Source organism: Hyalangium sp., from assembly GCF_045802625.1.
Taxonomy (GTDB): domain Bacteria; phylum Myxococcota; class Myxococcia; order Myxococcales; family Myxococcaceae; genus Hyalangium.
Genome location: NZ_JBJMQP010000011.1, coordinates 1 through 13,047, shown reverse-complemented (window position 1 = coordinate 13,047; position 13,047 = coordinate 1). Strand labels below are relative to the sequence as shown.

Sequence of the window (13,047 nt, the reverse complement as noted above, 5' to 3'; positions counted from 1 at the left end):
CCCCAAGCGATTCGGGCTACTCCATAGCAATTTTTCCGCCAGAACCAAAATGGGGTTTCGGTTTCTCGACATTCCGGCCACTTGCCGGGAGGGGGGCCCCATACCCCCTCCAGATTTAGGACATAGTCGGGGAATACTGTGCCCGGATCAGACAGGGGGGCGTCGGTTTTGACTCACCTGGGTTAATGAAGCGCCTCTACCGCCCAGTCCTGCCCCACTTGCACGGTCTGCCCCGCCTTCACGGTGAAGGGCTTGGACACCTCGGGCAGCCGCTCGTGCCAGAGCACCAGCGTGTGCGTTCCCTCGGGGACCTCGAGCCGGAAGTGGCCGTGCTCGTCCGTGGTGGTGAAGAAGGGATGATCGAAGGTGCGCACCACCGCGTGCATCCAGGGATGGACGTCGCACTTCACCTGGACGGTGCCCGGAGCGGCCGGCAGCGGCTTCTTCAGGCTCATCCCCTCCAGCGGCATGGCCACGTTGAAGACGGACTGGGCCCCCGACACGGCGCGCACATTGTGCATGACGGGGTCCGAGTTGCGCACCTCCAGGGTGGAGCCCGCTCGGGCCGCCAGGGCTGGGGGCTCGTAGGCGCACCTCTTCTGGTCCAGCACGGCCGGCGCGGGGGTGACGCCCTCGGACGGCAGCGAGGCCCCGTCCCCCAGCGACACCACCACGTTCGCCAGCGCGCCCTGCTTCCCTAAGGAGAGTGAGCGATCGGCCACCTTCTCTCCACAGGCGCCCACCGCGCTGGCGGTGGTCTCGTAGAGGATGGGAGGGGGCGGGGTGCCAACCAACCGCACCGTGCCCTCGACGATCCCCCGCCCGGCAGGCGCGGCCGGGGCGGGCGCCGGAGCCGAGGTGGAAGCCGGGGCGGGCTGGGCAGGGTTGGACTCTGAGGAAGGCCGGCAGGCGGGCGCCAGTGCCAGCAGCACCAGCGCGGAGACAGAGGGAAAGGGTCGCACGGGGTTCGTCTAATGGTTCCGGCGGTCCGTTTCAAACCCCACCGATTCGGACGGGGGGATGAACTTGGAATGATCTGGGCGTTGGACCCCAATACGTTTTGTTGGTAGATGAGCGCAGGCCGCACCTGCGGTGTGGTCCTCGTGGGAGGCAGCAAATTTGCGGGAGAAACTGAAGGCTCTGGCGGAGCTGCAAAAGGTGGACATGGAAGCGGCCGCCCTGCGCAAGGCCGCGGACATCCATCCCCGGCAGATCGCTGAGCTGGAGCGTGAGCTTGGCGCGGCGCGGAGCGCAATCGAAGCCGAGCGCAACCGGCTGGCGGACATCGAGCGGCAGAAGCTCCAGCTCGAGCAGAACATCGCCGACGAGAAGGACAAGGTGAAGAAGTGGGAGGCGCGGCTCGCGGAGCAGCGCTCCACCCGCGAGTACTCCGCCCTGGCCCGGGAGATCGACATCGCCAAGAAGGCGAACCTCACCATGGCCGACGAGCTGGTGGAGCTCACCAAGACGCTCGCCGCCGCGCGAGAGGCCGTCAAGGGCAAGGAGGTGGAGTTCTCCGCCCGGCAGCAGCAGCTGGGGGCCCGCATGGCCGAGCTGCGCACCAAGCTGGCCGACGCCGAGGGCCAGGTGAAGGCGCTCGAGGGCCAGCGCTCCGGAGCCGCCGCCACCGTGGACGCCAACCTGCTGCGGCGCTACGAGACCATCCGCAAGAAGAAGCTGCCCGCGCTGGTCGGCGTGGTGGCCGGCACCTGCCAGGGCTGCAACATGAACGTGCCCCCGCAGCTCTACAACCAGCTGCGCACCTCGCTGGGCACGGACGTGTGTCCCTCGTGCCACCGCATCATCTATGCGGTCGAGGCGCTGGCCGAGCCCACCGCGAAGTAGGCTCGTCCCTCCACGCCCGCCATGCCGAAGCCCTCCGAGGCCGACCTCCTCCGCCACATCGCGCGAGAGGAACCCCTGACGGCGACGGTGCGGGCGTTTCGCGGGCTCACCCGCGAGCGGCTGGGGCAGATGCTGGAGGAGGCCGCCGAGCGGCTGGACGCCAACTCGGCAGAGGCCGAGGCCCCGGCCGCGGCTCCGGGCTCGCTCCCCACCGCCGAGGAGTCCACCGCTCGCGGGGCCACGCCTCGGCTCCGGCTGTACTCGGATGGAGCGGCGCGCGGCAACCCAGGCCCCAGCGGCGCGGGCGCCGTGCTGGTGGAGCCGGGCGGACAGGTGGTGGCCAAGCTCGGCAAGTACCTGGGCACCCAGACGAACAACTATGCCGAGTACATGGGGCTGCTGATCGGCCTGAAGCACGCCAAGTCCCTGGGCGCCAAGGAGATTGAAATCTTCGCCGACAGCGAGCTGCTCATCCGCCAGTTGGGCGGCCGCTACCAGGTGAAGAGCCCCACCCTGCGCCCGCTCTATGAGGAGGCGGTGAAGCTCCTCAACGACTTCTCCCGGGTGAAGCTCGTTCACGTGCCGCGCGAGATGAATGCCGCCGCGGATGAGATGAGCAACCGCGCCATCGACGAGCGGCTCTGAGTCCGAGCCGCCGGTTTCTCTTGAAGCGCTTCGAGAGGGCTTCCTAAGCTCGCTCTTCGGATGTGGTCGCGCGCCCTCACTCCTCTGTTGCTGCTCGCCTTCACGGGGTGGATCGCCACTCCCGCGCTGGCGTCCGTGGAGTGCCGGGCCATGTCCGTCCGCGCCGCGTGCCCTCCTTCCTGCCCCCACTGCAAGAAGGCCGCGCCCGCGGCAGGCCCCAGCCTGAGACAGGAGTGCTGCGTGGTGCGCGCCGCGCCCGCCACGCCTCCTGCCGCGCTCCAGGCCCGCCAGCTCCAGGGCACTGAGGCCGCTGTCGTCACGCGCCCGGCCGTCTTCCTCCCGGTCGTGGCTCGCAGCACCCCGCGCGAACCGCCTCGGCTGGCCGCCGCCTCCCCGCCCCTCCAGCTCAACCGCCCGCTGCTGAGATGAGCCCACCGGCAGCATCCGGTCTCCCGTGTGCTGCGGCATGGATGGAGCGCTCCGCCCAGGCTTGAGCTGTCCGTTCGAGCTCCGCTCTGCGCGCCTCCGTGCCCGGGTTGCCCTCTACCGGGCGGTGCTCCCCAGGGAACGCCGCTGGAGGAACGTACATGTCCTTGTCAGTCGTCATGGGCGGGCTCGCGCTGGTGGTGTCCGCGCAGGCCCAGCCCGCAGAGGTGATGGACTTGCGCAGCGCCGTCCACGAGGCGCTGCAACACAACCCCGAGGTGGCTCAGGCCCAGGTGGCCACCGAGGCCGAGCGGGCCGGTGCCGCGGGCGCTCAAGCTTGGCCCATGCCCAGCCTCTCCTATCAGGCGTGGCAACAGCCCCTGGCGCGGCCCTTCGATCCCACCGCCACCAACATGCACATGGTGGGCATCCGCCAGACGCTCCCCTTCCCCGGACAGCTCGCCCAGGCGGGCAAGGCGGCGGAGGCAGCCGTCGCCGCTCGTGAGGCTGACTCCGTGGCCGCGCGCCTGCGGTTGGAGGCCCAGGTGGCTCATGCCCTCACCGGCTCCTGGCTCATGGAGCAGGAGTTGGAGGCTCATGGACGCCACTTGCAGTTGGGCGAGCAGACCCTCGCCGCCGTGCGCGCCCGCTACGCCGCCGGTCAGGCCCGTCAGGCGGACCTGCTGCGCGCCGAGACGGAGCTGCACCGGCAACACGCCAGCATCGAGGGGCTCCGGGAGAACCTCGAGGGCACCCGCGCCCTGCTCAACGCGCTGCTCGGCCGGCCCGTGGAGGCTCCGCTGCCTCCCGCCGCGGCTCCAGAGGCTGAGCTGCCCTCGGGCTCGGCCGAGCGCCCCGAGGTGATCGCGGCCAAGCTCCGCGCCGCCGGAGCCCAGGAGAGCGCCGCCCTCGCCGCTCAGGCCCGGCGCTTCCCGGAGATCATGGTCGGCTTTGACTACATGCTGATGCCGGGCATGCCGGACGCCTTCGCCGTCATGCTCCAGGTGCCCCTGCCCTGGCTGTCCGAGCGACGCGCCGCCGAGGCCGCCCAGGCGCTGCGCCTGCAAGAGGCAGCGCACCTTGCCCAGACGTCCGCGGAGAACGTGGCTCGCTACGAGGCCGCCGAGGCTCGGGCTCGCGCCGCCGCCGCCGCCGCCCAGCTCCGCGTCACCGAGGAGAAGATCATCCCGGGCTCGGAGCGAACCCTGGAGGCCACACGCGCCGCGTACTCCACCGGGCAGATGGAGCTCGTCGCCCTCCTGGAGGCCGAGAGCGCCCTGCTCGATGCGCAGCTCTCCCGGCTTCGCCAGCGGGCGGCGCTCGGGGATGCCATCGCGGACCTGCGCAGGGCCTTGGGACTCTCTCTGTTTCCGGAGGGCCAGCCATGAGCCCGCTCCCGCAGGCCCCTCTCCCCGAGGGTGAGGAAGCACCACCTCGTGGCACTCGCTTCATGGCCGCCGTGCGCTGGGGGCTGCTGGGGCTCATGGCGCTCGCGGCGCTCTACACCGGAGGGCTGGCCCTCTTCGGAGGTTCACGCACCGAACCCGAGGCCACCCGGTACACCTGCCCGATGCACCCGCAGGTCCTCTCGGACAAGCCCGGCCAGTGTCCCATCTGCGGCATGAACCTCGTGCCGATGAAGCCCGCGGCTCCCAGCACGGCGAGTGGCGCGGCGCAGGCCCAGGGTTCCAGCCCAGGCGGCTCCAGCGTTCCTGGGCTCGTTCCCGTGGAGGTGGAGCCCTCGCAAGTCCAAGCCTTGGGCATGCGCGTCGAGGCCGTGCGGCGGCAACCGCTCGGCAACCGGCTCTCCTTGTCCGGCCGCGTGACGGTGGATGAGTCGAAGGTGGCTCGCGTGTCCGTGCGCGTGAGCGGCTACATCGAGAAGCTCTTCGTCGCCGAACAGGGGGCGCGGGTGACGAAGGGACAGCCGCTCGCGGCCATCTCCAGCGACGAGCTGCTGCTGCTTCAGCGCGAGCTGTTGCAAGCCAGGCAATGGGGCGGAGACACCGCCGGTCCCATCCGCGAGCGGCTGCGCCTGCTGGGCATCTCCCCCTCGGACATCTCCGCCCTCGAGGCCGCCGGCGAGCCGCAGCAAGCGCTCACCCTCCACAGCCCGGTGAGTGGCTATGTCACCGCGCTCGCCGTGGCCCAGGGAGACCGGGTGGAGCCGGCTCGGCAGCTCTTCGAGGTGACGGATCTCTCGCGCGTGTGGGTGATGGCCGAGGTGTACGAGCGCGACATCGCCCAGGTCCGCAAGGGCCTCCCCGTCCAGCTCCGCCTGGAGGCCTACCCGGGCGAGCTCTTCTCCGGCCGCATCGACTCCGTCTATCCCACGCTCAACCCGCAGACGCGCACCCTGCCCCTGCGCGTCGCCTTCGCCAACCCCGACGGGCGCCTCAAGCCCGGCCTCTTTGGCACCGTGGAGGTGGAGCTCCCCTCCTCCGAGGGACTCACCGTCCCCACCGAGGCCGTCATCGACACCGGCGAGCACCGCTACGTCTTCGTCGAGGTGAAGGCCGGCCGCTTCGAGCCTCGGGCCGTCCAGGTGGGAGTGCGCGCGGGCGGGCGGGTTCAAGTGCTCTCCGGCCTCACCGAGGGCGAGCGCGTCGCGGCGAGCGGCAACTTCTTCATCGACTCGGAGAGCCGGCTCCGGGCCTCCGTCACCTCGGCGCCGCCCCCGGCGCCACCCCCGGCCACCCCCAGCGAGAGGAGGCAGCCATGAGCCGCCTGCTCGGAGCCCTCATCGAGTGGTGCGCTCGCCACCCGTACACCGTCATCTCCGCCTCCCTGGCCGCCGCGGCCGTGGGCTTCTTCTCCCTGCGCGCGGTGCCGGTGGACGCCATCCCGGACCTGTCGGATCCGCAGGTTGTGGTCTTCACCGAGTGGATGGGCCGCAGCCCCACGCTCGTGGAGGACCAGGTCACCTACCCCATCACCTCGTCGCTGCTCGCCGCGCCCCGAGTCACCGATGTGCGCGGCGTCTCCATGTTCGGAATGAGCTTCGTCTACGTCCTCTTCGAGGAGGGCACCGACGTGTACTGGGCGCGCAGCCGCGTGCTCGAGTACCTCCAGACGCTGCAGCGGCGGCTGCCCCCGGGAGTCAGCCCCTCGCTGGGCCCGGACGCCACCGGAGTGGGCTGGGTGTACCAGTACGCGCTGGTGGACACGAGCGGCCGACATGATCTCGCCGAGCTGCGCACCCTCCAGGACTTCAGCTTGCGCTATGCGCTCGAGAGCGTCCCCGGCGTGGCCGAGGTGGCCAGCGTGGGCGGCTTCGAGAAGCAGTACCAGGTGACAGTGGACCCGCGCAGGCTCCAGGCGCTGGGGCTGACGCTGAGCGATGTGACGCAGGCCATCCGGCGCTCCAACGCGGACGTGGGCGGCCGTGTGCTGGAGATGAGCGGACGCGAATACTTCATCCGGGGCCGCGGCTACCTTCAGGACCTGGATACGCTCGGCAAGGTGGTGCTCAAGACGAGCGCCACTGGGACTCCCGTGCGGCTGGCGGACATGGCCACCCTCTCCTTCGGCGGAGACATCCGGCGCGGCGCGTCCGAGCTCGATGGTGAGGGCGAGGCGGTGGGCGGCACCGTGGTGGCTCGCCATGGAGAGAACGCCCGGGCGCTCATTGCTCGCATCGAGCAGAAGCTCCACGAGGTGAAGTCCTCCCTCCCCGAGGGCGTGGAGGTGCGGCCCGTCTATGATCGCTCCGGGCTCATTGACCGCGCGGTGGGCACGCTGAACCGCACGCTGATCGAAGAGGCGCTCGTCGTCTCCCTGGTCATCTTCGCCTTCCTGCTGCATGCGCGCAGCGCGCTGGTGGCCATCCTCACGCTGCCGGTGGCGGTGCTGCTGGCCTTCGTGCCGATGCACGCGCTCGGCCTGTCCACCAACATCATGTCCCTGGGCGGCATCGCCATCGCTCTCGGGGCCATGGTGGACGCGGCCATCGTGCTGGTGGAGAACGCGCACAAGCACCTGGAGCACCTGCCCGAGGACGCGCCTCCCCGCGAGCGCCTCCAGGCCATCACCGCCGCGAGCCGGGAGGTGGGGCCTCCCATCTTCTTCTCGCTGCTCATCATCACCGCGGCCTTCCTGCCCATCTTCGCGCTCAACGGGCAGGCCGGGCGGCTGTTCCACCCGCTGGCGTTCACCAAGACGTTCAGCATGGGCTTCGCCGCGCTGCTGTCCGTCACGCTCGCGCCCGCGCTGATGGCGCTCTTCATCCGCGGCCGCGTCGTCCCCGAGCACCGCCACCCCGTCAGCCGCTTCCTCATCGGCCTCTACAAGCCCTTCGTCTTCGTCGCGCTGCGCAAGCCTCGGACGACGCTCGCCATCGGCGCCCTGGCCGTCCTCTCCGCGCTGCCGCTCATCCCCAGGCTCGGCAGCGAGTTCATGCCCGCGCTCGATGAGGGAGATCTGCTCTTCATGCCGGTGACGATGCCCAACGTCTCCATCGAGGAGGCCCGGCGCGCGCTCCAGGTGCAGGACCGCATCCTCCGCGGCTTCCCCGAGGTGCTGTCCGTCTTCGGCAAGGTGGGCCGGTCCGAGACCGCCACCGATCCCGCTCCCCTCTCCATGGTCGAGACGGTGGTGCGTCTCAAGCCCCCCTCCGAGTGGCGCGCGGTGCCCGTGGACCGCTTCTACCAGCGCTGGCCCTCGTGGCTCCAGGCGCCCTTGCGCCCGCTCTTCCCCGACAGCCGCCCGAAGACGACCGAGGAGCTGTTCGCCGAGATGAACACCGCCCTCCAACTGCCCGGCTGGACCAACGCCTTCACCATGCCCATCAAGAACCGGCTGGACATGCTCACCACGGGGATCCGCACTCCCGTGGGCGTGAAGATCTTCGGCACGGAGCTCTCGGAGCTCGAGCGCGCGGGCGAGGAGCTGGAGCGGCTGCTCTCCTCCGTCCCGGGCACGCGCAGCGCCTTCTACGAGCGCTCCCAGGGCGGGCTGTACGTGGACATCCTGCCCCACCGCGATGCGCTCGCGCGCTATGGCCTCACGGTGGGAGATCTCAACGACATCATCGAGGGCGCCATCGGCGGCGAGCCCGTGACGATGACGGTGGAGGGCCGCAGCCGCTTCAGCATCAGCGTCCGCTACCCGCGCGATGTGCGCGGCGATGTGGAGGCGCTGCGCGGCGTGCTCGTCCCCATCCGCTTGGGGCCTGGGGCGGCGGGCGCTCCGGGGATGGGGGGCATGGGCGAGACCGGGATGGACATGCGCCGCCTGCTCTCCGGCCCCTACGCGCTGGCGCAGGCGGAGATGGGCGGCATGGACCGCGCTGGCTCCCGGGGAATGCCGGGGGGCTCGGAGTTGCGGCTACCGGAGCGCCCTGCCCAGGTGGCCTCCGACAGCGGCATGGAGATGCGCCCGATGCCGCTGGGTGGAGCCATGGTGCCGACGGGAGAGACGATGCCGAGCGCTCGGTCCTCGGCGCAGAGCCCCGCCACCCGTGCGCCACCCGGGCGGAGCTTCGTGCCGCTGTCCGAGCTGGCGGAGGTGAAGGTGGTGCAGGGGCCTCCCATGCTGAGGGACGAGGCGGGGCTGCTCGTGGGCTACCTCTACGTGGACGTGGACACGGGCTCGCGCGACATCGGCGGATATGTCCGGGACGCCAAGGAGGCCGTGGAGCGTGGGGTGCAGGAGGGGCGCTTGCACCTGCCCAGGGGCGGCTACCTCCAGTGGACGGGGCAATACGAGCTGCTGGAGAAGATGCTCGCGCGCATGCAGTGGGTGGTGCCGCTCACGGTGCTCCTCGTGGTGCTGCTGCTCGCCGCCCACTTCCGCAACCTCACCGAGTCGCTCATCGTCCTGCTCTCGGTGCCCTTCGCGCTCGTGGGCAGCGTGTGGCTGATGTGGCTGCTCGACTACCGGCTGTCCACCGCGAGCTACGTGGGGCTCATCGCCATGGTGGGGCTGGCCGCCGAGACGGGCATCGTGATGATCGTCTACCTGGACGCGGCCTTCGAGCGGCGCCTGCGCGCGGGCAAGGTGCGTGACTTGAACGACATCATCTGGGCGCACCTGGAGGGCACCGTCCAGCGCGTGCGCCCCAAGCTGATGACCGTGTCCACCATGCTCTTCGGTTTGGTGCCGCTGCTATGGAGCCACGGCACCGGCGCGGACGTGATGAAGCGCATCGCCGCGCCCATGGTCGGGGGCCTGCTGTCCTCGGCGTTCCTCACGCTGGAGATCATCCCCGTGGTCTACACCTACTGGCGGCTGTGGCAGCTCCGGCATGGCCGGCTGGCCCACGCAGCCCCGCCCCCGCCTTGAGCTCGGTCGGCCCCGCTACGCGGGCTCGAAGCCGCCGCCGCCCGGGGGGCCTTCCCTCCGGTTGCGCTGCTCGCGCCCAGGGTGCCGCGGCAGCTCCACCGTGAAGGTGGCGCCCTGCCCCAGGGTGCTCGCGGCTCGCACCTCGCCGCCCATCGCCTCGACGATCTGCCGGGTGACATACAGCCCCAGCCCCAGCCCGCCGTACTGCTGCGCGGGCACGGCCCGCTCGAACTTCTGGAAGATGCGCTCGAGCGCCTCGCTCTCGATGCCCATCCCCTCGTCCCGGATCACCACCCAGGCCCGGCGGGCGCCCGAGCGCACCTGCACGTGCACCGGCTTGCCCGCCCCGTACTTGAGCGCGTTGGACAGCAGGTTCGTCAGCACCTGCTCCAGCCGGAGCCGATCCCACTCGCCGACAATGGTGCTCTCGCTCGTCAGCACCACCCGGCACCCCGCCTTCTCCGCCTGGGAATCGAACCGGGACACCACCTCTTGCACCAGCGCCGGCAGATCCACCGGCTCGTAGCTCAGCGTCATCCGCCCGGTGGTGATGCGCGCCACGTCCAGCAGATCATTCACCAGCTCCGCCAGGCGCCGCACCTGGCGGCGCATCACCTCGAGCTCCTTGCCCAGCCGCTGCGCCAGCCGCGAGCCCGGCTCCGCCTTCGCCGCGAGCTCCAGGGCCTGCAGCTTCAGGCTCAGCGGCGTCAGCGGCGTCTTCAGCTCGTGGCTGGCCACCGTGAGGAACTCATCCCTCAGCCGCACCGCCTCGTTCAGCTCGTTGAGGATGCGCTCGCGCTCCGCTTCTCCCTGCCGCTGCTGGGAGATGTCCCGGGTGATGGTGCCATAGCCCAGCACCCGCCCCGTGCCCGGATCCTGGATGCTGAAGTGGGTGTCGGACACCGGCAGGGAGGCCCCCGTCTGGAAGTTCCGCAGGCGCGTCTCCCCCTCCCAGCGGCCCTCCCGCACCATCGCCGGGATGATGACCTCCTGGGCCTGGGCCTGGGCCTCGGGCGCGTAGTAGTCGACGAGGCGGGTGCGGCCCACGTCCTCGTCCGGGAGCAGCCCCACCATGCGGCGGCCCGCCGGGTTGACGTACACCGGCACTCCCGCCACGTCGGCGATGCCGATGAAGTCCGGCGAGTTCTCCACCAGGGCGAAGAAGCGCTGCCGCTCCTCCGCCAGCGACTGCCGCCGCGCCTGCTCCTCCTCCCGGAGCCGCACCGCCTGCTGCCTCAGCTCCTCGCGAGCCCGGAACAGCTCCGCGAACACCGCCACCTTCGCGCGCAGCAGCTCGGGCGCCACCGGGCGGGCCAGAAAATCCACCATCCCCAGCTCCTGCCCCTCGAAGGGCTGCAGGGTGTCTTGGGGCGCGTCCGTCAGCAGCAGCAGCGGCGTGAGCCGGGAGCGCTCCTGCTGATAGAGCTGCCGGGCCAGCTCGAAGACACGCCGCGCGGACGCCCCGGAGGCCTCGATGAGGATGGCGGCGAAGTCCTCCTGCTGGGCCCACCAGAGCGCCTCGGCCCCCGAGGTGGCGTGCACGGCCCTGCCGCCCAGGACCTGCTGGACGGTGGACAGGAGCACGGGGTCGGGCGGTTGGCCCGCGACCAGCAGAACGCTGGTGGTGAGCTTCATCCAGGCGTCTCCTCGGACACGCCCGCCTGGGCCGAGCCCTCTCCGGAGCCCTCCGCGGTGGGCAGCAGGACGATGAAGGTGGCCCCCTGCCCCAGCTCGCTCTGGATGCGGACGGTGCCCCCGTGCATCTGGACGATCTCCTGCACGATGAAGAGCCCCAGGCCCAGCCCGCTCACCTCATGGCCTCCCACGGCCCGCTCGAACTTGCGGAAGATGCGCTCCTGATCCGCCTGGGCGATGCCTCGCCCCTGGTCGCTCACCCGCAGCTCGGCCTGGCCCTCCAGGCGGCGCACGGAGAGCTCCACCGGCGTGCCCGCGCCATACCGCGCCGCGTTCGTCAGGAGGTTGGTGAGCACCTGCTCGAGCCGGTACTGATCCCACACTCCCACCACGGGCCCCTCGGCTCGGATCGACACCTGGCAGTGGGCCTCGCTCAGCTGAGGCCCCAGCTTCACCACCACCTCGCTCGCGAGCGCCACCAGATCAAACGTCTCTCTCTCCAGGGAGAGCTTACCGGCGGAGATGCGCGAGATATCGAGCATGTCATTCACCAGGCGCGCCAGGCGCTGGGTCTGCCGGGCCGTCTGATCCAGGAGCTTGCGGGCCGCCGCGGGCGGCAGGGGCTCGCCGCGCTCGAGCCTGCGCTGGAGCAGCTGCGTCTGGAGCATCAGCGAGGTGAGCGGCGTCTTCAGCTCGTGCGAGGCGAGCGAGAGGAACTCATCCCGGGCGCGGACGGCCTGCTCCAGCCCCTCCCGGGCGCGCTGCTCCTCCTGGGCGTGCTGGTGCAAGCGCTGGGCGGACAGCTCCAGGGAGCTGCCCACCCGATCCACCTCCGAGATGGCCGAGGCTGCCACGAGGGGCTGCTCGCCGTGGGCCAGGGCCTGCGCCGCGGACGCCAGGGAGCGGATGCCCCGGGCAAAGCGCCGGGAGAAGAAGAACGCGCCCGCCGCGCTCACCAGGAGCGTCAGCACCCCGGAGGAGGCGATGGCCAGCAGCGAGCGGCGGAAGGGCGCGTCAATGGTCTCCACGGGAATCCCCACCGAGGAAGTCCACCCCGAGAGGGCCGAGCGGCGGTAGGCCACGTACGAGGAGAGGCCCTCCAGGGTGATGCCGCGGAACACCCCCTCGGGGGCGGCCTCCATGTGCTCGCGGAGCAGGAGCGTGGCGGGCCTGCCGACGAAGCGCTCGGGGTTGAGCGTGCGGAAGGCCACCGTGCCCTGGCTGTCCACGAGGGTGCGGGTGAGCTCTCCGCTCTCCACCGACTGCTGGTGCGCCACGATGTCCGCCAGGGCCTCCGCGGGGATGACCGCCGTGAGCACGTACCGCAGCTGGCCGTCTCGCAGCACGGGAACCCGGATGGGAAAGGCCCATTCGCCGGTGGCGGGGCTGCGCGTGAAATCTCCCACGATGGGCTGGAGCGTCTCGACGGTGCGGCGCAGGCTCTCCGGCTCGGTGACGCGCACCTGCGGCGCCTCTCTCGGGCGGCGCAGGTTGACGAGCTGCTGTCCCTCCGGCGTCAGCAGGATGACCGTGAGCCAGGACGGCTGCGACTTCCAGACGCGCTCGGCCTCGGCGCGGAAGTGCTCGAGCTCTCCCGTGTCGAGCGAGGCGGACTCGGCCAGCGCCTGCAGCGTGCGGATGCTCGCGGAGATCTCGCGATCGAACGTCAGCGTCATCATCTGCGCCGAGCGCTGCAGCCGCAGCTCAATGGCGCTCTGCATCTGGCTGGCCAGCTGCAGCACCACCAGCGCGGAGAACACCACCACTGGGAGCATGGCCCCGGCGATCAGCAGGGTAAGGTGCCAGCGCAGGGTTCGGGGGCGGCGAGAGCCGAGACGCGAGAGCCACATGATCCGGTACGAGAGGGTTACGGGACGAGCTGAACAGCCGGAGGCGGCACACCAGGCGCTCTTCGGGAGAGTACGTACCACCCTCCGCCCGTGAATGCTTGCTCGGGGAGGGCAGGCGGGCAGACTGGAGTCGTTACAGAGCGGAGAGGGCGGGCCTCTGGCACGCTCCGTCTCGGACGGAGTGGCCCCGGCCCCCCACCTGTTGTAAGAGGCAGGTGCCGGAGCGGCCCGGGTGAACGCCGGCCACCGCAGGAATGGGTGGCGGGAGGAAAGTCCGAGCTCCAGAGGGCAGGGTGCTGGCTAACGGCCAGTCGAGGTGACTCGCAGGACAGTGCCACAGAAAACAAACCGCCCGTTCCGAAAG

At 70.8% G+C, this 13,047-nt stretch carries 9 protein-coding genes and 1 other RNA gene; 7 read left to right on the top strand and 3 right to left on the bottom strand.

Features of this window, described 5'->3' with window-relative positions:
* Positions 1-182: 182 nt before the first annotated feature.
* Entirely contained in the window at positions 183-962 is a 780-nt protein-coding gene (locus ACJ8AT_RS02440; protein WP_407735901.1) for a hypothetical protein, read from the bottom strand.
* A gap of 157 nt (positions 963-1,119) precedes the next feature.
* On the opposite strand from ACJ8AT_RS02440, the gene ACJ8AT_RS02435 reads away from it, so the two are divergent.
* The 6 genes from ACJ8AT_RS02435 to ACJ8AT_RS02410 all read left to right on the top strand — a co-directional run bounded on the left by ACJ8AT_RS02435 (position 1,120) and on the right by ACJ8AT_RS02410 (position 9,198).
* A complete protein-coding gene (locus ACJ8AT_RS02435) occupies positions 1,120-1,845 on the top strand; it encodes a zinc ribbon domain-containing protein (protein WP_407735900.1) in 726 nt (241 codons plus the stop codon).
* A gap of 21 nt (positions 1,846-1,866) precedes the next feature.
* Positions 1,867-2,490, top strand: coding sequence for a ribonuclease HI family protein (locus tag ACJ8AT_RS02430; protein ID WP_407735899.1), 624 nt, complete (start codon positions 1,867-1,869; stop codon positions 2,488-2,490).
* A gap of 60 nt (positions 2,491-2,550) precedes the next feature.
* Positions 2,551-2,919, top strand: a complete 369-nt coding sequence (locus tag ACJ8AT_RS02425; RefSeq protein WP_407735898.1) for a hypothetical protein — start codon at positions 2,551-2,553, stop codon at positions 2,917-2,919.
* A gap of 158 nt (positions 2,920-3,077) precedes the next feature.
* Complete coding sequence (locus ACJ8AT_RS02420) at positions 3,078-4,304, top strand: TolC family protein (protein ID WP_407735897.1); 1,227 nt, start codon at positions 3,078-3,080, stop codon at positions 4,302-4,304.
* Entirely contained in the window at positions 4,301-5,638 is a 1,338-nt protein-coding gene (locus tag ACJ8AT_RS02415; protein ID WP_407735896.1) for an efflux RND transporter periplasmic adaptor subunit, read from the top strand. Before ACJ8AT_RS02420 ends, ACJ8AT_RS02415 begins: the two co-directional genes overlap by 4 nt.
* Positions 5,635-9,198 carry an efflux RND transporter permease subunit gene (locus ACJ8AT_RS02410; protein ID WP_407735895.1) on the top strand — a complete coding sequence of 1,188 codons (3,564 nt, stop codon included), beginning with the start codon at positions 5,635-5,637 and terminating at the stop codon, positions 9,196-9,198. The genes ACJ8AT_RS02415 and ACJ8AT_RS02410 overlap by 4 nt, the downstream gene beginning before the upstream one ends.
* Before the next feature lie 15 nt (positions 9,199-9,213).
* Here ACJ8AT_RS02410 and ACJ8AT_RS02405 read toward each other — a convergent pair whose 3' ends face one another.
* Positions 9,214-10,833, bottom strand: a complete 1,620-nt coding sequence (locus tag ACJ8AT_RS02405; RefSeq protein ID WP_407735894.1) for an ATP-binding protein — start codon at positions 10,831-10,833, stop codon at positions 9,214-9,216.
* Positions 10,830-12,683, bottom strand: coding sequence for an ATP-binding protein (locus ACJ8AT_RS02400; RefSeq protein ID WP_407735893.1), 1,854 nt, complete (start codon positions 12,681-12,683; stop codon positions 10,830-10,832). The genes ACJ8AT_RS02405 and ACJ8AT_RS02400 overlap by 4 nt, the downstream gene beginning before the upstream one ends.
* A 220-nt stretch (positions 12,684-12,903) precedes the next feature.
* Here ACJ8AT_RS02400 and rnpB point away from each other — a divergent pair.
* Positions 12,904-13,047, top strand: an RNA gene (rnpB, locus tag ACJ8AT_RS02395) — RNase P RNA component class A; the annotation flags it as partial.